Genomic DNA, 18,991 nt, shown 5'->3' on the forward strand with positions numbered 1-18,991 from the left:
TCATTGGTCATTGGTTTGCATAATTGCTATGAACTATCAACCATGAACTATGAACCGTGCTGCAAAAGTCGTTATTTAAGGCCAATCTTCCTGCCATTTTTTTGTAAGTATAATATCATCGGTCATCTGCCAAAAAACTCTAAATTCGCCGGTAATTATGGTAACTTTTTTTGAAGCTTCGCTAGATACTATTTCGGTCCATCACATTGGCAACCAGGCGCAAAATGAATTTTATGCTTTATCGGCCAAGCCGCTTGAACTAAAGGATGAAGTGATCCCCAACCTGCTAATGCAATATTTTTTAAAGCCTTTTGAAAAAGCGAACGAGGTTTATCACCTCATGCACACCAGCGGAGATCTGAATCTGAACGAGCTTCACCACTTTGCCACGCAGGTATTTGAGGATAAAAGCAAGTTTCACGAAGCATCGGAACAGATTGCTAAGCACCTGTACAAAGTGTCCAATCATCCCAATATTAAACCTGGCGAGTTATATGTAGTTTACTTCAATAAGGTGCAGATTGAAGGCAATCCGCTGGATACTATCGGCATTTTTAAATCGGAGAATAAGGAAACTTACCTGAAGGTTTACCCCGAGGATGGCGGATTTGGTGTTGATTACGAGGATAATGCTATCAACATCAACAAGCTGGATAAGGGTGTGCTCATCTTCAATATTGAGAAAGAAAACGGCTACAAAGTGGTTGTGATAGATAAAAATAACAGCGGGCAGGATGCCGCCGTTTACTGGAAAGACGAGTTTCTGCAATTAAAGATCCGTAACGACAGCTTTAACCAAACCAGCAATACACTGGGTGTCTACAAAAATTTTGTTACCCAAAAGCTCGACGATGAGTTTGAAATGAGTAAAGCTGATAAGATTGACCTGCTGAACCGCTCTATGAAATATTTTAAGGAGAAGGAAACTTTTGATATGGATGAGTTCAGCAATGAAGTGATCGGCAACGAAAAGGCCATTGAATCGTTCAAAACATTTAAAAGCCAGTACGAGCAGGAATTTGATTCACCAATTGCCAATACTTTCGAGATATCTGGCAATGCGGTTAAAAAGCAGGCGCGCGATTATAAGAGTGTTTTAAAGCTGGATAAAAACTTCCATATTTATATCCATGGCGATAAGGAGTTGATAGAGAAAGGTTTTGATGATGATAAGCGCATGAATTATTATAAGGTGTTTTTTAAGGAGGAAGCGTAGGGCTCTCAATATATGTCATTGCGAGGAGGAACGACACGGCAACCTTGTCGCTTGTATTATTGAATGCGACGAGATTGCCGCGCTATCGCTCGCAATTGACAAATCCTATATATTTTCATCCTCATACGCCAACCGCATAAACCCCAGCACCTCCTCATTCACATCATCCACATTATACATCCTGAAATGGTGGTTAAACTGGTGAGTATCACCAGGTACTTGTGCTATTTTCTGGAAACATAAATTATCCGGATATTCCTGTTTAAATGGGAAAACTATATGCACAAAATTCTTACCCAGTTGCGTTGCCCAGGCAATCCGGCGATGTTCGTTTGCTAAGCCGATCATGGTTTTGGCTGGATGCAGGGTTACGGGTGCTATCTTTTGATATTCACTGACAAAGTGATTGAAGAGCATCAGCGTTTGTTCTGATTTGCCGGAGAGGAATGCGGAAAGGTCGTTATTATCAATAATATTCATGCAAATAAATCTCGTGAAATAAATTACATTTATAAACCTAAGACTTATCACAAAATGAAAACTATTGTAGCTATTTGGAATAAAGCAGGGAAAGGAAAAACCGACACAATAAAAGAGTTTACTAAGCTATTGTTAGAATCATTTCCTAGTGAATTACCCATCAACACTAAAACAATAAAATCCAAAGGAGATTTTTGCATGATTGTAGAAATTAATGGAAAAAAGATTGGCATTGAAAGTAAAGGAGATCCCGGAACCGGACTATATGAGAGGCTATCGAATTTAATCAGTCACAATTGTGACCTAATAATTTGTTCGACAAGAACTAGTGGTGAAACAGCAAATTCTGTAATCGATTTAGGAAAGACGAATCATTATCAAATTATTTGGAGTTCTACTTATGAAATAGAAGACACTACTCAACATTCAAAAATGAACTACTTAAAAGGTAAGCATCTATTAGATTTAATATTATCATTAAATATTTTAGAATTTAACAAAAGTAAAATTCATCTCTGTTAAAACTTCTCCTCTATCCCCAACCCAAACAAGGCAAAATCATATTTCACAGGATCAACCGGATCGAATTCGCGGAGGCGTTCGGTGAGCTCGAGGGCGGTTTGCCAGTCGGTTTGTTTGCGGGTAATGAGGTTGAGCTTGCGCGATACACGATCGACATGCAGATCGCAGGGCATAATGAGATCAGCAGGTTTTAGTTGGTTCCAGATGCCGAAATCAACACCACAATTATCCTTACGCACCATCCAGCGCAGGAACATGTTCAGCCTTTTACAGGTTGATTTTTGCGATGGAGAGGACACATGCTTTTTGGTACGATGCGGGTAATCGGGTAAGGAAAAGAAATAGGACCGGAAGTGGTTGAGGGCAGCTTCAGCCTCGTTACTGGTATGGTGGTTAATAGGTCCTTCGCTATCGCTCAGGATGACAGTTGGGGAAATGAATGCTGTTTCCAGCGATTCATTCCGCTCATAATGATGCCTAAAGAACGCGATAAAGTATAGCGTATCAATATCGTTAAAAGTGCGGTGCTTAAAGTTCAGCAGCTTTTTAAGGTCGGGCTCCTCGTGGTTGATGATGAAATCATAGGGAGCACCATCCATCAGTTGGATCAGCTCCCTGCATTTGTTAATGATGGTTACGCGTTGCCCCCAGGCTAAGGTAGCTGCCCAAAAGCCCATGATCTCAATGTCCTGCTTTTTAGTAAACAGGTGCGGGATAGAGATGGGATCGTTAGTGATGAAGCCGGGTTGATTGTATTGGGCGACTTTAAAGTCAAGGAACGATTTTAGATTTTCTATCATTGTTTAGTAGCAGGTATCAAGTAGCAAGTACTTAACATCATTTTACCTGATACTAAATACTTGCTACCTGATACTATGAAAGCGCTTGTTTCAAATCCTCCAGCAAATCATCAATATCCTCTACCCCTACGCTTAAACGCAATAGGTTATCTACCACACCGGCTTTCTCACGTTCTGCTTTGGGGATTGAGCCGTGGGTCATGCTTACGGGGTGATTAATGAGTGATTCAACGCCACCTAATGACTCTGCAAGGGTGAAAACTTTGAATGAGGATGCTACCCTGAAGGTTTCCTGCAGATCGGCATCTTTTAGTACGATAGAGATCATACCACCGAAATCCTTCATCTGCTTTTTGGCGATGTCGTGATTTGGATGATCGGTAAAGCCCGGCCAGTAGATCTTTTCAACTTTAGGATGAGTCTTTAAAAACTCAGCTATTACCCTGCCATTTTCACAATGCGCTTTCATGCGCAGGTGCAGGGTTTTTATACCGCGCAGCACTAAAAAGCTGTCCATAGGGCCGGGCGTTGCACCACAGGCGTTATAAATGAACCATAGTTTTTTATAGGTTTCCTCATCGTTCAGCATCAAAGCGCCCATTACCACATCAGAGTGCCCCCCAATGTATTTGGTAACCGAATGCATCACAATATCAGCACCCAGATCGATCGGATTTTGCAGGTATGGCGAAGCAAAGGTATTATCAACCACCAGCTTCACATTTTTAGCTTTGGCAATTTTTGATACAGCCGCAATATCCACAATTCGCATGGTTGGGTTGGTAGGCGTCTCTATCCAGATCAGCTTGGTATTTTCGTTTACATACTGGTTGATCAGTTCAGGGTCTGAAAGATCGATAAAATGAAACTTGATGCCGTAAGGCGTAAATATTTTGGTGAACATACGGTATGAACCACCGTACAGATCATTACCGGTTATAACTTCATCACCTGGCAATAATAGTTTCATCACCGCATCCGTAGCGCCCATTCCGCTGGAAAAAGCTAGTCCGAATTTAGCGTTTTCCAAAGCAGCAAGGCAGTTTTCCAATGCCTTGCGGGTTGGGTTGGTACCACGTGAATACTCATATCCTTGGTTATCGCCCGGCGAACGTTGCCAGTAGGTTGATGTTTGATATATCGGCGTCATCACCGCGCCTGTTGACGGATCGGGCTCCTGCCCTGCGTGTATAGCTTTAGTTGCGAATTTCATAAGCCCCCTAGCCCCCTAAAGGGGGGATTTTTGATTTGTGATGCTGACCTTAAAGCCAACATCCTGTTAATAATTTTATTATCTACTATACCCCACCATGCTTTTCAAAAAGCTCCCCCTTCAGGGGGCTGGGGGGGTTAATATGCCCGTGCAAAAAGCACCCTCTGCTTCGACGGCTTACCCGTCAAAATGCACTTGCCTTCTTCCTGTTTATTATCCAAAGGTATACAACGTATTGTTGCTTTAGTCTCATCTTTTATTTTCTGCTCAGTTTCTGGTGTGCCGTCCCAGTGTGCCGATAGAAATCCTGGCTCTTCGTCAAGCATGCGTTTAAATTCATCGTAGGTATCTACCTCGGTAGTGTTCTCTGCTCTAAAGTCGGATGCCTTTTTGTAGATGTTTTCCTGAATAGTATCCAGCAAAGCCTCGATATGCAAAGCCAAGCCATCCTGACTAACAGTTTCCTTGGTTTTAGTATCTCTACGCGCCAGTTCAACCGTACCGTTCTGCATATCGCGACTGCCGATGGCAACGCGCAAAGGCACGCCTTTTAGTTCGTATTCAGCAAACTTAGCCCCCGGACGGTGGGTATCGCGCTTATCGAACTTAACTGAGATATCTTTCGCTTTAAGTTCTTTGGTTAATGCGGTAACAAAAGCTGTGATGTTTTCCAATTCTTCATCATGTTTATATATCGGCACAATAACTACCTGTATAGGTGCCAGTTTTGGCGGCAATACCAAGCCTGCATCATCAGAGTGCGCCATGATCAGCGCGCCTATCAAACGGGTTGATACCCCCCATGAGGTAGCCCAAACATAATCCTGAACATTCTCGCGGTTGGTGAATTTCACATCAAAAGCCTTGGCAAAGTTCTGCCCTAAAAAGTGTGAGGTACCCGCCTGTAGGGCTTTACCATCTTGCATTAAAGCTTCAATACAATAAGTATCCAAAGCACCTGCAAAACGCTCATTTGGTGTTTTACGGCCTTTTACAACCGGTAATGCCATCCAGTTTTCTGCAAAATCAGCATAAACGCCCAGCATTTGTTCGGTTTCAGCAATTGCTTCGTCGGATGTTGCGTGAGCGGTGTGGCCCTCTTGCCATAAAAACTCACTGGTGCGCAAAAACAGGCGTGTACGCATTTCCCAGCGCATTACGTTAGCCCATTGGTTAACCAAAATAGGCAGGTCACGGTAAGATTGTATCCAGCCACGGTAAGTGTTCCAGATGATAGTTTCAGATGTCGGGCGGATGATCAGTTCTTCCTCCAGTTTGGCATCTTCATCAACAATAATATTGCCGTTACCATCATTTTTAAGGCGATAATGGGTTACGACGGCACATTCCTTAGCAAAGCCTTCAACGTGGCTCGCCTCCTTCGAAAAGAACGACTTAGGTATAAGCAGCGGAAAATAAGCATTGCTATGCCCGGTTTCCTTAAACATTTTGTCAAGCACAGCCTGCATTTTTTCCCAGATGGAATAGCCATACGGCTTAATGATCATGCAACCCCTAACCGGCGAATACTCCGCCATATCAGCTTTTATCACTAAATCATTGTACCACTGTGAGTAATCTTCTTCCTTGCTTATAACCCCTTTGCTCATTATATTATAATAGAATAGTTCGTAATTGAAAAAATTGTAGTCGCCAAATTTATAAATTTAAACGTATTCAAAGCTGATCTTTTAGTATTAGCTGCGTTTAGGGCGAATTAGTATGGGTTATCAGTTGTCATTAGTCATTTCGCTGCGCTGTCATTGGGTCATTGTCTGAACCAGATTTTTTAAATTAATGAATTTGCAGAATTCTATAAATTCTTAAATTCCCCCAATTCGGGTTCGGATAATTGGGCGTTTCCCGCTATACAGCGGGCCGGGCCATCCGTTCATACGCCTGCAGGCTTTAGGCGCGGGGCCGGTACCCACTACTGTCCCTAACGCGGAGTTTCGGAGCGCCCCGTATTCTACCCCCCGTCTCCTTCGTCGACACCTCCCCCTAAGCTTAGGGGGAGGCCTGGTGGGATATAACGCGATTGAACTTCAACGCGCTCCGTTGACTCACCCCGACTACGCTACGCTGGTCGCCCCTCTCTTCGCCTGCGGCGGAAAGAGGGGTCCAGGAAGATTATATCATCCTGTCAATATTCAAAATCCAATAAATCCTGGTTCAGAATCCTGGTTCACTTACTCTCCCACTTAAATTGCTTAATACCAACGGTGGCAAATACTATTATATAACCTAAAGTTACCAGTAGTGCATTGGTCGCATCCATATCCCACTTTGCAGGTGCCATTCCGGCTGCCATTATGGTTTCTACTGTGCCATAGGGTGTCCAATGGGTAATTTCTTGTATTTGCGGGCCCAGCGCGCCTAATCCGCCGAACGTACCTATTAGTATAAAGGCCAAAAACACCAGTCGCGAAGCGGAGTTAACCGTTTCCGCGTTTTTTGTTAACCCTACTATGGCTTGTCCAAGTGCTAAATATACCGCTCCGCCTACAGCTGCGGTAAAATAGGTAACTAAATACCCGGCCGGCGATAATGTGATCTTATCAACATTAAAACCAACAATAAAAATACCTGTAGTTATAATCAATATCATTATCAATTGTACAGCAAGCCTGCTCATCATTATAGCCCATGATGGTAAAGGCGCAACCCTTAATCGCTGGAATATCCCTTTATCCCTGTCGCGGGCTATAGAATTCGAATACCCCATTAACCCAAGGGATATCAAACCATAACATAAGCTATTGGCTAATGTAGCAGGCCCACCAATTTTGGGTATATAACCTTTCCATGAAATTAAAATTATTACAGGCACCATTAGTGACAGTATTGCGCCACGGCGGTTGCGCCATTGTGTGGTAAGGTCGGCCCTTAATAATGCCGAAAATACAGTGGATGTTTTTGGTATAATTGTTTCCATTCTTTAATTTAATTACGCTCTAACGGCCCTGCCGGTTAGTGCTATAAATACGTCTTCAAGTGTTACTTTGCCCCTGCGCGATACTGCTATCACTTCGGGATCATCCTTATATTTTTCAATCAGTGCCTGCGGCGTATCAATAATGATCACCTTGCCATGATCTATAATACCTATACGGTCGCAAACAGATTCTGCTTCTTCCATGGAATGTGTGGTGAGCAATACGGCATGCCCGCGTTCGCGGATAGCTTCAATGCGCTCCCAAAGCTGGCGGCGCGATTGCGGGTCGAGGCCGGTGGTTGGCTCATCCAGCAAAACCAATCGTGGGTTATGTATCGTTGATATTACCAATGATACCCTTTGCTGCTGCCCGCCTGAAAGCTCCCCAAATTTTTTGGACCCGGCATCTTCTAATTTTATCTCTTTAAGTATTTCTTCTAATTTATCCTTGGTAAGCGGTACGCCATATATACCTGCATATAGCTGTAATATCTCAGATACCTTTAATTCAGGCTGAAAGCTGGTCGACTGTAATTGCACCCCCATCGCCGCCCGGGCATATAGCGGCTTCTCACGGGCATCAAAGCCATCAACCACAACAGAGCCTGCGTTAAATTTTACGAGGCCCTCAATTGAGCTTAGTGTGCTTGTTTTGCCTGCACCATTGGGCCCAAGCAGTCCGAATATTTCACCCTTGCGTACATCAAAGGAAACGTCCTTTACAGCGGTAAATGAGCCGTATTGTACATTAAGACCCGTAACCTTTAAAATACTATCCTGTTGGTTATTCATGTATTATTTATTTTGAGGGTTAGATACAGGGATTTTCATAATATTACACTTAATGCATTAATATTTTATGTTGTTCTGCAATTACTTCATTATTTAGCTATTTTGGCACTCTATTTTTTTTTAACATATCTGTTTTATAGCATATGACTTATTGTTTAGGAATAAAGGTTAAAGAAGGCCTGCTGGCCCTTGCCGATACACGCATCACCTCAGGAACTGATACTACCGTAAAAAAGAAAATTTCGATAGAACAAAAAGATAACTTTTCTCTTTTTATTATGACCAGCGGCTTAAGATCAACCAGGGATAAGGCCATTGTATATTTTAATGAATTGCTCGAAACAAAGGAATTCAACAAATTATATAAGGCAGTGAATGCCTTTGGCGAGCAGGTTAAGCGGGTGGCAACTGAGGATAAGGCATCGTTGGAAAGAGCGGGGTTTAATTTCGACCTGAACACCATTATAGGCGGGCAGCTAAAGGATGATGATGAGCATAAGCTATTCCTCCTATACCCTGAAGGTAACTGGGTTGAGCTGGGTCAAGGAGCGCCATATGTAATCATAGGCAACTCAGGGCATGGTAAAGCTATACTTAACCGTACACTTACTGAAAATTCGAGCTTAAAGCTGGCATTGAAAACAGGCTTTTTATCATTTGATTCAACGCGGGTGAGCTCAAATAATGTGGATTTCCCGATTGATGTAGTGCTTTATAAAAAAGACAGTTTTCATATAGTGGAACAACGCTATGAGAAAAAAGACCTGGAAAATATCTCCATCCAATGGGCCGAAGAATTGAAACATGCGCTGGAAAATATAAAAGAAGACTGGATGGATGAAGCTTTTACCAAGCTTGAAAAAGAAACAATTTAAACTATACACCTGCTATGAAATTTGACGTGTTCACCGAAATGGAATATACCGTTAACTCCCCCGGGACACTGGTATTGAACATCCATGCCTTAAGAACACCCAATCAAACTGTCTTGAACGAAACATTCGTTATTGATCCATATATAAAGTTCGAGGAACTGGTTGAGCCTAGTGGTAACCGCCTGGTACGCTTTGAAATTCCTGAAGCAGGAAATATTAAAGTAACTTATAATGCTACAGTTGATAACAGTTTTACCATAAGTGATCATACACATAGGGAAGAAACACCGGTTGCACACTTAGATAGCTCCATCCTGCCCTACCTTTACCCGAGCAGGTATTGCCAATCGGATAAATTGTACAGGCTGGCAGATAATCTTTTTGGCAAAATTGCTGATCCTTTTGAAAAAGTGATTGCCCTTACCAACTGGATAAATACTAACGTGCAATACATCAGCGGATTCTCCAATTCACAAACCTCTGCTTATGATACGGTAACGCAACAGGCCGGCGTATGCCGCGATTTTGCGCATTTAGGTATTGCCCTGTGCCGTGCACTAACCATCCCGGCCCGTTACTTTACAGGCTATGCCTATCACCTTAAACCGGCAGACTTTCATGCCTGCTTTGAAGCTTACCTGGGCGGCGAATGGGTTTTGTTTGATGCGACACGCTTAGTACCATTAAATGGACTGGTGAAGATAGCAAACGGTCGCGATGCTGCTGATACGGCCATAGCGAACATTTTTGGCGATATCATTTTCACCACCATGCAAGTAACCTGTGAGCTGGCTGATGAAAACTTTGAACCTTTCTTTTATGAAGGATCAGCATTGCAAGGGTTGTCATATCCATAAAAAGCGTTCTTCTTAATATTATAAAACTTATACTTAATTATTTGGTTTATAGTCATATAATGTTTTATCAGCCAAACTCAACAAAGCAACAGCATCAGCATTTGTGTTTTGTTTTGTGGTTAAGCTTTCGGGTATATTAAATCTTGATATTTTTTTTATTCAGGCGCTGATAAAAATGTACTTTTAGTTGCGTGTATATACACTTTTATAACACTACCTATTGTTTAAAATGAAGAAGCTATTCTTATTATTTTGCCTGGTAACAGCATCCGTCAGCTTTGCTTTTGCGGATACCATCGCTATAAATCATTTTGTAGTAAAGGAAAACCCCTTTGCACAGGACCAGGTAGCTATTGTAGCAACCGACTCACTAAACAATACACAATCAGATGTTGACGGCCAGTTCACCTTTACCATAAATGGGTTTGAAGAAGTGCTGAAATTTAATAAAGGCGTTGCTTTTTATGACCATAAGCTGCAACACTCCAGTTTTATATATGCCAAACATATAAATGATAGTGGCACCCACGCCATGCTCTATTATATTTATAGAAACGATAAGCTAAACTGTATCCACATCAGTTGGATAGCCATGCTGTGCATACCCCTTGGCCTTATACTGCTGGCCTATATGTTTAAGCGGTTCATTATTATAGCCGCTATCATCTTCTGCATATTTGTATACTTTAATTACCACAATGGCTTAAGCGTCCCCACGTTTTTTGAAAGTATAATTGATGGGTTGAAGAGTATTTTTTAGGGATGTGCAGATATGCAAATGTGCGGATGTGCAAATGATTAAGCCCAATCTTTCCATCTGCACACATCTAAATCATACATTCTTCCATCTGCACATTTGCATATCTGCACATTTGCACATCTAAAATGGTAGCCCTATACCAAAATTCAGCTGCATAAAATTGTAGTTTATGCCATTGGTTTGTGTGTAGGCCGTTTTGAATGGACCTGTGTGGAATAATTCACCAAAGTGATTGATCAGCACCCACTGGTCTGAACCGTTAAATTCAGGGTCTTTAAATTTAAAGGCTGCATCAAACCTGAATACGAAGAAACCTAGATCAAACCTTAATCCTGTACCAATACCAATTGCGGATGATTGCAGTATATTATTGAGCCTGAACTCTCCGTTCGGGTTTTCTATTTGTGTGTTCAGGGGGTTATACGGATCTTCCTCCTGCTTATGTAAGCGCCAAACGTTACCGGCATCCATAAATACGGCCCCTCTAAGTATACAACCAAAAAAGTCGTCAGAGAGCTTATACCTGTATTCAAGGTTAGTGATCAGTTTTACCTCACCAAACTGATCAAGGTATTGCAGGCGCGATCGTAATGTATCGGCAGCACCGCCAACACCATAGCTAGCCCTATTAAAATTACCCGGGCCCAATGTACGTGGCAGCCATGCGCGCATATCATCAGAGCCGCCGGCATAAAAGTTCTTTTCAAATATCAGCTGGTTGCTATTGCCGTAGGGTACACCCAAACCCGGGTTTATCCTGAATATTAATTGCTGCTCGCCTCCAAAGCTTTTGTAAAACCGGAGATCGATCTCAGCCTTGCTATATTGCGAAAAACTGTAACCGAAAATAGTACGCTCGCCAAGGGTATCTTTAGGCGTATTAAATATTTTGCTTAACAGGTATAAGGTGTTACCGCCTACATCAATATTCCCCCTAAAATAGACGAAGTTACTATAGGTATTAAGCTTATTCGCATTTAAAACATAGCTATACTGGCTGCCCGAGGTAAAAATGGTGCGGCCAATAAGGTATATATAGGAATAATAGTTAGCCCTTAACAAATCCTGGTACGCGCTCGGATCAATAATACCTCTTGAATACTGAAAGGCTATCGGAGTTACTATATGCTGTTTATCGGGAGTTTCAAAAAAGTCATAAGTAATAGAGCTCAGGAAACTTTCGCGCTCAACCAATCCTTTTTGAAAGAACAGCGTGAAATTTGTTGCAAACGTTGTGTGCGGCACGCCATATTTACCCGGCTTGGCAAAATTAAACGGCGAAATAATACGCGGGTAGATAAGGTTTAACCCAATATTCAGGTCCTGGTTCTCTATACTGCCCTGGTTAACAACATTGTTATTATTATCCAATAAAATACTCTCATTAATTTTAAACTGTAAAATAGCGGCCTGTTTAAAAATATTACGATCAGTAAATGTATTACCTACGTTGAAGCCATACCGGCCGGCATTAAACAATACCTCTCCCTCAATCCTGTCCGACATCCGCTTCAGCGGGATGATATCGATCTTTGAATCAAGCCTATTGGTACTATCAGCCAGCTTGGTATAGGTTGGGTTGGGCACATTGCGGAATACATTTAGCTGCGATAACCGTGTTGTAGTGAGGTTTTGCTTATCAATATTGTATAGCTCGCCCTTCTTCTGAAAAATGTAATCAGTTACGGTATGGGGTTTAAACTTACCTGAAAAATCAACATACCTGAACTGCGAATCGAGCTGAATGGTATCGGCCTTACCCGTGGTTTTGCCATTACTTTTTGAAATAGTAATTAATGTATTGTTGATTTTATAAATTGGGTGTGCTGATTTTCCATCAGGGTTATCTACCACGAATTTAACATCAACCACACCCTTATCAAAGGTAGAATCAACAATAAAGGTGACGTATTGGCGATAAAAATCAAAATAGCCATTACGCTTCATCAATTGGTAAAACCCATCGCGGTCGGCCGAAAGACTGTCGGTATCAAAGCGGCTGCCTTTACTAACATTTGCAAAAACAGCCTTGTTCGATTGATATAAACTTTCAACTCTTTTATCGGCTATACTATCTTTAAAACCACGCACCCTGAACATCGGCCCCTGAACGGTGGTGAATATCAGCTCGGCTTTTTTCTTCTTTACTACTATCGAGTCGGATACTTTCGCTTTTAAATACCCCTTGTTCTGGATATATTTTTCTATCTGCATGCGCGAAAACTCAACCAGGCTGCTATCTAAAATAGCAGGTGCCTCACCTATATCCTTTTTACCGTTCTTACTGAATAAATAATAGAACTCGAGATTGATAACATTGTTAGGCTGCTGTTCCTTATCTACATAATTTACTGCAAGCTCTGCAAACTCCTTATCCATACCTTTAATGGTAATTTTGCGCACGAGGGCCTGATCTGGTTTTAGGCGGCGCGTTAAACTACAGTTTGAAAGTGTAAAAACCAGGATTATACTTAATATTGCAAGGCGGAAATTATTACAGTTGCTATATGCTTTCAAAATCACAAATCAGTTTATTAAAATCCTTACAACAAAAAAAGTTTAGGATGGAACATGGCTATTTTTTGGTTGAGGGCATCAAATCAGTAAAAGAATTCATCGATTCAGCCTACCAAATAGAAGCTATTTATCACACCTTTGCATTCGACCCAAATTTGCTGAAATTATCGCGAAATATAAACTTAAATGAAATTTCGTTAAATGACCTTGAAAAAATCAGTACTTTAAAAACCCCACAAGATGTGCTGGCGCTGGTAAAAATGCCCAAATGGCCTGTTCTGGATCATAATTTATTAAAGCAAAAATTTTCAATTGTGCTTGATGCTATACAGGATCCGGGCAATATGGGGACCATTATACGCACGGCAGACTGGTTTGGCATACAACATATCATCTGTTCGGATGATACAGTTGATGTGTATAACCCCAAAGTTGTGCAGGCTACAATGGGCTCATTATCACGCATAAATGTACATTATATTGACCTGCAAAACTTCTTATTAAACATAAAACTTCCCGTATTTGGCGCTTTGCTTGATGGAACCAATATTTACCAAACCGATTTTGGCACCGAAGGACTGGTAATAATGGGCAACGAAGGTAATGGTTTAAGGCCCGAAATTATTAAGCTGGTACACAAGGCAGTAACCATTCCGCGTATGGGTAAAGCCGAATCATTGAACGTAGGAATTGCTACTGCAATATTTTGTTCAGAAATAAACAGGAAAAGCTTTAAATAAAAGTTGGCATCCATAAAATAAATAACTATTTTTGCAATCCTTAAAAATGGTCGGGTGGCCGAGTGGCTAGGCAGAGGTCTGCAAAACCTTTTACAGCGGTTCGAATCCGCTCCCGACCTCGAGGTTTAAAAAAATTAAAATAAAAGTCATGGGCGTTACTCGTTTAAAAAGAAAAGATAGAAAAAACAAAACCACTTCAAGATTAGAGGTACAGTTTTTAAAAAATGCTACCAACCTGGAGCCAGGAAGCCGTTCAGCTGAACCTAAAAACAGTCAGATAGCTAAAAACAACGCTGCTTTATTAAAAGCTGCCGGTAAATAATTCTATCCTTTATTGAGGCGTAAATATTACGTTTTAGTATTATTTCAAGAGATTATAAATCCTGCTGGTTATTAACCGGCAGGATTTTTTATTGGGTAATATCCCGATTTTTTTTCCTGTAGAGACACAATATATTGCGTCTCTACAGGAAAAATTAATGGGGAATAATATCAACCACAATACGCCTCAATTACTTTAACAGCCGCTCCCACTCCATCCTCCTCGTTCACCCTGCTGCTAACCTCCTTTATTGTTTCGGCAATAGGTGGCTGTTCCATCTTCGTCAATGCTTTTAAAACCGTATCTGCCGAAAGTTTCCTCCATGGGATATGGATACCCAGTTTCTTTTGCTCGATAATTTTACCCCACGCCGGCTGATCTACAAATATAGATGCAACAATAGCCGGTATGCCTGCTTTTAGTACAGCCGCAACAGTACCTATGCCCCCGTGAATAATTGCAGCGCAGCATTTCGGCAGCAGCCAGCTATGATCTGCCTGACGGATTACAAATAGATTTGGATGCGGTTTTAGCTCTGCTGATGGCGACCACCCCAAACAATATACAATGCGCGTAGCTGAGGTAGCCAATATATCGTTTATCATACCCGCAAGCTTCTTTTCATCGGGGAAAGGAATGCTGCCAAAACCAATATATAAGGGTTTAGTACCCGCGTTTAACCATTCTGTTAAACCATCGGGCAGAGCAATGGGCAGGCTTTTATCATTAGTTATTTTAGGCAATGTAAAAAAGCCGGAGATGGTGAAATATTCTTCCCAGTCGAAAGGTTTTGCTATTAATTCAGGACTATAGGCATGGATCATCGGCACCTTATCGTGTAGGATCTTATCATAAAGAGATCCTTTCAAGGGCTTTAAACCCACCCTTTGCCTGAACTCGGCATTGTCCTTTTTACTCACCTGCCATAGCATTGAGTTTATAATTTTATAGGAATACGGATTCAGCCATGAGATATCAGGAAAATTAAACATCAGCATCGGGAACGCTTTTGTTGGTATCATCGGCGGATTAAGCTGCACAATGAGCCATTTCTTATTAAACTTTTCGCCAATAGCTGCTACATAAAGTATGCAGGTATTTATTACGATCATGGCATCGGCCGTTTTGCAAGCCTCGCAAATACCATCAAACAGCGGGCCCCGCATATTATGCGTTTCCTTTAACATTGAGCGCACAAATGTGATGTTACTACCCGTACTAATAGATTTCCGAATATGGGACGAATTAACCATTACTTCCACGTCGCCATAAAGGGGATAGATATTAACGCCGTAGCTATCAGCCAGCGGTTTAAAGTTCCCGGGCGCAGCTAACGTTACTGTGTGCCCATTGGCCATGAGCCCCAAAGCCAAAGCGATAAAAGGCTGCACATCGCCTCTTGAACCATATGTTACTAAACAATAATGCAATGGGGTTTGGGTTTTGAGTGTGATTTATTTAGCTAAGATCTTTTTATTGATGCGCTTTATCAATCCCGGCCCTTCGTAAATAAAGCCTGTATAAAGCTGCACGAGCGATGCACCGGCATTTAATTTCTCTATAGCATCATTTTCAGAATGTATGCCCCCTACACCAATTATCGGGAATGTGCCTTTTGATTTTTTGGAAAGATAAGTAATCACTTCTGTTGATCGCTGTGTTAAAGGCCTACCGCTTAGTCCGCCGGTTTCGCCTTTCAGTCTATCGGGTGATGCTAAGCCCTCCCTGCTGATGGTAGTATTGGTGGCGATAACGCCCGCTATACCCGCTGTTTGTACTATCTCTACAATATCATCCAGTTGTTCATTGCTTAAATCGGGCGCTATTTTTAGCAGGATAGGCCTGCTGATGCCATTTTTGGAGTTCCGTTTCTGCAAGGTATCCAGCAATTGAAGTAGTGGTTCTTTTTCCTGCAACTCGCGCAAGCCGGGCGTATTTGGTGAGCTTACATTCACCACAAAATAATCAACCACATCAAATAAGCGGTCGAAGCATTTTATATAATCACTTACGGCGTCTTCATTAGGTGTAACTTTATTTTTGCCGATGTTGCCCCCTATTATCAATCCTTTCTGTGCTGCTGATGGATTTTTACGGTAAGCGGCAATATGCTCCGCCACCACATCAACTCCTAAATTATTAAAGCCCATACGATTAATGAGCGCGCCATCCTTCGGCAGCCTGAACATACGCAGCTTTGGATTGCCGGGCTGCGGCAATGGTGTTACTGTACCTACTTCAATAAAACCAAAGCCAAGGTTAGCCATCTCGCTGATCACATCGGCATTTTTATCAAAACCGGCAGCCAAACCAACCGGATTTTTAAATTTAAGGCCGAATACTTCTTTTTCAAGTCGCTCATCTTTCAGATCCCATAATCCCCTGCTTACTGCCGCTCCGCCGGGGAAACGGTTAAAGCGACGCAGGTTACGAGTTACAAAATAGTGTACCTTTTCAGGATCGAACTTAAATAGTATAGGTTTTATTAAAGAATACATGCCGCGAAGTTACCAGTTTTTATTTTTTTATTAATGCCTTGCGTAACATAGTTGATGCATAGTATGGTATGATACATTATTCACATTTTATACTACTAAATTAGCATACGTAGTATGGTTATTACAGAATAACTATATTAGCGCAACCAAAATTGTGCACTTAAAAGCATATATAGATCTGTAAACATCTGCAATAAAAAATAATGAGTAAGCTTATACCATCCAATCGTAGAACTTTTGTCAGGGACGCTGCCGTGGGCACTATAGCCGCTTTAGCGGTACCGGGCATTATATCATCAGCTTTTGCATCAGCACCAAAAACTAAAAAAGTAACACTGGCCGATAATGATGTGGTACTTTTCCAGGGTGATTCGATTACAGAATGGGGCCGTGATAAAACCAAAAGTACAGCAAATGATTTCGGTGCATTAGGATCGGGATATGTATTGCTTACTGCAACTGTACTGTTACGCGATTATGCGGCTAAAAATCTACAGATACATAATACGGGTATAAGCGGCAATAAAGTATATCAACTGGCCGACAGGTGGGATACAGACACATTAGCATTAAAACCAAATGTACTAAGCATTATGGTTGGCGTAAACGACTACTGGCATACGCTTAGCGGCAACTATAAAGGTACTATTGAGACTTACAGAACCGATTATAAAAAACTATTAGACCGCACCAAACAGGCCCTGCCCGATGTAAAACTAATTATAGGCGAACCTTTTGCCCTTAAGGATGTAAAAGCGGTTGATGCATCATGGTACCCGGCTTTTGACACTTACAGGCAGGCAGCACAGGATGTGGCCGATGAATTTGGGGCAGTATTTGTACCCTATCAAAAGGTTATGGATGAGGCCGTAAAAGTAGCACCAGCTAAATACTGGTCGCTTGATGGGGTACACCCTTCACCTGCCGGTGCAAGCCTGATGGCGGAAGCCTGGTTGAAAGCTGTAAAAGGATAGTATATCAATAAATTTCGCGGCTTTGCTTGTGCTGTTTTACAATGCTTTTTAACAGTACTTGCAGGATCAGCGCGTTCCAATCCATTGAAAAGCTACAACTTTTATTTTGATGCGGGTTCTCAACATGGTGGATCATGAAATACGTGCGGTAATTACTCATAGCTATTTGATGCCATAACAGTTTGTTCCGTTTATCCCAACTAATACCATCAGTGTGGAATTTTACTCCGGCTAATTCAAATACCTGCTGTATGCTGTATAGCTCAATATAATAGTTAAGTGTACTGCTGAAGTAATTTTCCCATAGCTGGTTAAATATGGCATACCATAATTTGTGGTATGCCTCGCGCCTGATGCCGTAAAAGCTGGTAAGTTTTATCAGGAATACGTTATTCTGAAAATCCCTGGTTTCGATAATATATTGCCGGCCAAAGGAGAATGCATAACCACGCAAAGCCACCACCCTGTACCTGAACGAACAGATATCTTCGGCAGGAATAAAAACAGGCGAACTGAAGCTTAACGGTTTCTCAACCATTATACCCTCTGTAGTGAACGTAAGCCTTTTGGCTGTTTTATTTTGAAACAGCGCAGGTATTTCTACAATGCCTGAAACATCCATATTGCAAAATAACAATTCTATTTGGGTATTGTTGTTTTGCGATGATAACGTAATTAAAAAATTACGATAGATCCCCAAAGGACCGGTAAGCTATTATTCTCAGAATAGATTTTTTATTATTTATTTTTGCAGCACTATGAAAGGACTTCCAGTAAATCTGTTTAAGACGTTTATTTTTTCAACCATATTGGCTATTGCTGCAAACAGCATTTATTATGCTTATATACAGCGTAATCTAACACAGGATTACCAGCACGCTGTACCGTTAATTACCGGTGGTACGTTTTTCCTGACCATTATTTTAACCATTATGGCATCGCCAATGCTGTTCCTGGCTAATATTAATTTCTGGAATATCATATGGGTGAGGTTATTGCTTTATTTTTCAGGTACGATAGTTTTTATTGGGACTGTTATATTTATGCCATTAAGTATAGCCAATAAATTGTTCGACCTGATTACCGGTGCAATTTTCATCCTGGTTCATTTCTTTTTTTATGCGAGGACGGTTAAAAAGGCGCGGTAATTGGTGAGAACGCACTCCGTTGACTCACCCGACTACGCTACGCTGGTCGCCCTCTCTTCACCTGCGGTGGAAAGAGGGTAGAAAGTTAAAAAATATCCCTAACCCTCTTTGCGGCTTGCCGCAGAGAGGTGGTCGAGCGTAACGATGACCGGGTGAGTCGGCGGAGTGCTGCGAAGTTCCGCGTTAGTGATAGTAGCGGATACCGGCCACTTCGAGAGCCTCAGTGCAGGCCCGTGCCTAAGGCCTGTGCAGTATGAGCGAATAGCACGGGCCGAAGGTAACGCCCAAATTGCATAATGTATAACACACCCCTAACCCCTCTCAAGAGGGGAACTATTGCGG

The 18,991-nt window shown here is 41.7% G+C and carries 19 protein-coding genes and 1 tRNA gene; 10 read left to right on the plus strand and 10 right to left on the minus strand.

The annotated features are described in order from the left end of the window. The first annotated feature begins 157 nt into the window (after positions 1 to 157). Positions 158 to 1,216 (plus strand): nucleoid-associated protein, encoded by a 1,059-nt coding sequence (locus BLU33_RS15935; RefSeq protein WP_091375088.1) that lies wholly within the window; start codon positions 158 to 160, stop codon positions 1,214 to 1,216. A 105-nt stretch (positions 1,217 to 1,321) separates the two neighbouring features. Here the strand turns inward: BLU33_RS15935 and BLU33_RS15940 are convergent, their stop codons facing one another. Further along, positions 1,322 to 1,696 (minus strand): DUF5655 domain-containing protein, encoded by a 375-nt coding sequence (locus tag BLU33_RS15940; RefSeq protein WP_091375091.1) that lies wholly within the window; start codon positions 1,694 to 1,696, stop codon positions 1,322 to 1,324. 54 nt (positions 1,697 to 1,750) lie between these two features. On the opposite strand from BLU33_RS15940, the gene BLU33_RS15945 reads away from it, so the two are divergent. Next, positions 1,751 to 2,218 carry a hypothetical protein gene (locus tag BLU33_RS15945; protein ID WP_091375093.1) on the plus strand — a complete coding sequence of 156 codons (468 nt, stop codon included), beginning with the start codon at positions 1,751 to 1,753 and terminating at the stop codon, positions 2,216 to 2,218. Here the strand turns inward: BLU33_RS15945 and BLU33_RS15950 are convergent. The 5 genes from BLU33_RS15950 to BLU33_RS15970 form a co-directional block, all read right to left on the minus strand. Further along, on the minus strand, positions 2,215 to 3,018 hold the full coding sequence (locus BLU33_RS15950; protein WP_091375096.1) for a TIGR02757 family protein: 804 nt from the start codon (positions 3,016 to 3,018) through the stop codon (positions 2,215 to 2,217). The genes BLU33_RS15945 and BLU33_RS15950 overlap by 4 nt on opposite strands. A gap of 73 nt (positions 3,019 to 3,091) precedes the next feature. Further along, positions 3,092 to 4,231, minus strand: a complete 1,140-nt coding sequence (locus tag BLU33_RS15955) for a cystathionine gamma-synthase (protein WP_091375100.1) — start codon at positions 4,229 to 4,231, stop codon at positions 3,092 to 3,094. Between the two features lie 137 nt (positions 4,232 to 4,368). After that, the gene (proS, locus tag BLU33_RS15960) at positions 4,369 to 5,841 is read right to left on the minus strand and encodes a proline--tRNA ligase (protein WP_091375103.1); all 1,473 of its coding nucleotides are present in this window, start codon (positions 5,839 to 5,841) and stop codon (positions 4,369 to 4,371) included. Positions 5,842 to 6,416: 575 nt separating this feature from the next. Next, positions 6,417 to 7,166, minus strand: coding sequence for an ABC transporter permease (locus BLU33_RS15965; protein ID WP_091375107.1), 750 nt, complete (start codon positions 7,164 to 7,166; stop codon positions 6,417 to 6,419). Positions 7,167 to 7,178: 12 nt separating this feature from the next. Then, entirely contained in the window at positions 7,179 to 7,958 is a 780-nt protein-coding gene (locus tag BLU33_RS15970; RefSeq protein WP_091375110.1) for an ABC transporter ATP-binding protein, read from the minus strand. 143 nt (positions 7,959 to 8,101) lie between these two features. Between BLU33_RS15970 and BLU33_RS15975 the strand changes: the two genes are divergently transcribed. The 3 genes from BLU33_RS15975 (at position 8,102) to BLU33_RS15985 (ending at position 10,450) form a co-directional block, all read left to right on the plus strand. Then, the gene (locus BLU33_RS15975; protein ID WP_091375113.1) at positions 8,102 to 8,833 is read left to right on the plus strand and encodes a peptidase; all 732 of its coding nucleotides are present in this window, start codon (positions 8,102 to 8,104) and stop codon (positions 8,831 to 8,833) included. A 14-nt stretch (positions 8,834 to 8,847) separates the two neighbouring features. After that, complete coding sequence (locus tag BLU33_RS15980) at positions 8,848 to 9,690, plus strand: transglutaminase-like domain-containing protein (protein ID WP_091375116.1); 843 nt, start codon at positions 8,848 to 8,850, stop codon at positions 9,688 to 9,690. Positions 9,691 to 9,919: 229 nt separating this feature from the next. After that, positions 9,920 to 10,450: a hypothetical protein gene (locus BLU33_RS15985; RefSeq protein WP_091375119.1), complete on the plus strand. Its 531-nt coding sequence runs from the start codon at positions 9,920 to 9,922 to the stop codon at positions 10,448 to 10,450. A 120-nt stretch (positions 10,451 to 10,570) separates the two neighbouring features. Here the strand turns inward: BLU33_RS15985 and tamL are convergent, their stop codons facing one another. Further along, positions 10,571 to 12,973 carry a BamA/TamA family outer membrane protein gene (tamL, locus tag BLU33_RS15990; RefSeq protein ID WP_449406512.1) on the minus strand — a complete coding sequence of 801 codons (2,403 nt, stop codon included), beginning with the start codon at positions 12,971 to 12,973 and terminating at the stop codon, positions 10,571 to 10,573. Between the two features lie 41 nt (positions 12,974 to 13,014). Here tamL and BLU33_RS15995 point away from each other — a divergent pair, with 41 nt between their 5' ends. From BLU33_RS15995 to BLU33_RS16005, 3 genes are all read left to right on the plus strand, one after another. Then, positions 13,015 to 13,707 carry a TrmH family RNA methyltransferase gene (locus BLU33_RS15995; protein WP_317040524.1) on the plus strand — a complete coding sequence of 231 codons (693 nt, stop codon included), beginning with the start codon at positions 13,015 to 13,017 and terminating at the stop codon, positions 13,705 to 13,707. A 48-nt stretch (positions 13,708 to 13,755) separates the two neighbouring features. Continuing rightward, positions 13,756 to 13,826 (plus strand) — tRNA-Cys (locus tag BLU33_RS16000). 29 nt (positions 13,827 to 13,855) lie between these two features. Then, positions 13,856 to 14,029, plus strand: a complete 174-nt coding sequence (locus tag BLU33_RS16005) for a spore protein (protein ID WP_091375128.1) — start codon at positions 13,856 to 13,858, stop codon at positions 14,027 to 14,029. Positions 14,030 to 14,199: 170 nt separating this feature from the next. On the opposite strand, the gene BLU33_RS16010 is transcribed toward BLU33_RS16005, so the two are convergent. After that, positions 14,200 to 15,459 (minus strand): glycosyltransferase, encoded by a 1,260-nt coding sequence (locus BLU33_RS16010; protein ID WP_157682177.1) that lies wholly within the window; start codon positions 15,457 to 15,459, stop codon positions 14,200 to 14,202. A 24-nt stretch (positions 15,460 to 15,483) separates the two neighbouring features. Next, complete coding sequence (locus BLU33_RS16015; RefSeq protein ID WP_091375130.1) at positions 15,484 to 16,527, minus strand: quinone-dependent dihydroorotate dehydrogenase; 1,044 nt, start codon at positions 16,525 to 16,527, stop codon at positions 15,484 to 15,486. A 203-nt stretch (positions 16,528 to 16,730) separates the two neighbouring features. Here BLU33_RS16015 and BLU33_RS16020 point away from each other — a divergent pair, with 203 nt between their 5' ends. Then, positions 16,731 to 17,501, plus strand: a complete 771-nt coding sequence (locus BLU33_RS16020) for an SGNH/GDSL hydrolase family protein (protein ID WP_091375133.1) — start codon at positions 16,731 to 16,733, stop codon at positions 17,499 to 17,501. Between the two features lie 4 nt (positions 17,502 to 17,505). On the opposite strand, the gene BLU33_RS16025 is transcribed toward BLU33_RS16020, so the two are convergent. Continuing rightward, complete coding sequence (locus tag BLU33_RS16025; RefSeq protein ID WP_091375135.1) at positions 17,506 to 18,123, minus strand: hypothetical protein; 618 nt, start codon at positions 18,121 to 18,123, stop codon at positions 17,506 to 17,508. Positions 18,124 to 18,259: 136 nt separating this feature from the next. Between BLU33_RS16025 and BLU33_RS16030 the strand changes: the two genes are divergently transcribed. Beyond that, complete coding sequence (locus BLU33_RS16030; RefSeq protein WP_091375138.1) at positions 18,260 to 18,649, plus strand: hypothetical protein; 390 nt, start codon at positions 18,260 to 18,262, stop codon at positions 18,647 to 18,649. Positions 18,650 to 18,991 lie beyond the last annotated feature (342 nt).

It is taken from the genome of Mucilaginibacter mallensis (assembly GCF_900105165.1).
Classification (GTDB): Bacteria; Bacteroidota; Bacteroidia; order Sphingobacteriales; family Sphingobacteriaceae; genus Mucilaginibacter; species Mucilaginibacter mallensis.

Coding starts and splice junctions, on each gene's coding strand:
- BLU33_RS15935 (WP_091375088.1), top strand. CDS start 158: ATGGTAACTTTTTTTGAAGCTTCGCTAGATACTATTTCGGTCCATCAC.
- BLU33_RS15940 (WP_091375091.1), bottom strand. CDS start 1,696: ATGAATATTATTGATAATAACGACCTTTCCGCATTCCTCTCCGGCAAA.
- BLU33_RS15945 (WP_091375093.1), top strand. CDS start 1,751: ATGAAAACTATTGTAGCTATTTGGAATAAAGCAGGGAAAGGAAAAACC.
- BLU33_RS15950 (WP_091375096.1), bottom strand. CDS start 3,018: ATGATAGAAAATCTAAAATCGTTCCTTGACTTTAAAGTCGCCCAATAC.
- BLU33_RS15955 (WP_091375100.1), bottom strand. CDS start 4,231: ATGAAATTCGCAACTAAAGCTATACACGCAGGGCAGGAGCCCGATCCG.
- proS (WP_091375103.1), bottom strand. CDS start 5,841: ATGAGCAAAGGGGTTATAAGCAAGGAAGAAGATTACTCACAGTGGTAC.
- BLU33_RS15965 (WP_091375107.1), bottom strand. CDS start 7,166: ATGGAAACAATTATACCAAAAACATCCACTGTATTTTCGGCATTATTA.
- BLU33_RS15970 (WP_091375110.1), bottom strand. CDS start 7,958: ATGAATAACCAACAGGATAGTATTTTAAAGGTTACGGGTCTTAATGTA.
- BLU33_RS15975 (WP_091375113.1), top strand. CDS start 8,102: ATGACTTATTGTTTAGGAATAAAGGTTAAAGAAGGCCTGCTGGCCCTT.
- BLU33_RS15980 (WP_091375116.1), top strand. CDS start 8,848: ATGAAATTTGACGTGTTCACCGAAATGGAATATACCGTTAACTCCCCC.
- BLU33_RS15985 (WP_091375119.1), top strand. CDS start 9,920: ATGAAGAAGCTATTCTTATTATTTTGCCTGGTAACAGCATCCGTCAGC.
- BLU33_RS15995 (WP_317040524.1), top strand. CDS start 13,015: ATGGAACATGGCTATTTTTTGGTTGAGGGCATCAAATCAGTAAAAGAA.
- BLU33_RS16005 (WP_091375128.1), top strand. CDS start 13,856: ATGGGCGTTACTCGTTTAAAAAGAAAAGATAGAAAAAACAAAACCACT.
- BLU33_RS16015 (WP_091375130.1), bottom strand. CDS start 16,527: ATGTATTCTTTAATAAAACCTATACTATTTAAGTTCGATCCTGAAAAG.
- BLU33_RS16020 (WP_091375133.1), top strand. CDS start 16,731: ATGAGTAAGCTTATACCATCCAATCGTAGAACTTTTGTCAGGGACGCT.
- BLU33_RS16025 (WP_091375135.1), bottom strand. CDS start 18,123: ATGGATGTTTCAGGCATTGTAGAAATACCTGCGCTGTTTCAAAATAAA.
- BLU33_RS16030 (WP_091375138.1), top strand. CDS start 18,260: ATGAAAGGACTTCCAGTAAATCTGTTTAAGACGTTTATTTTTTCAACC.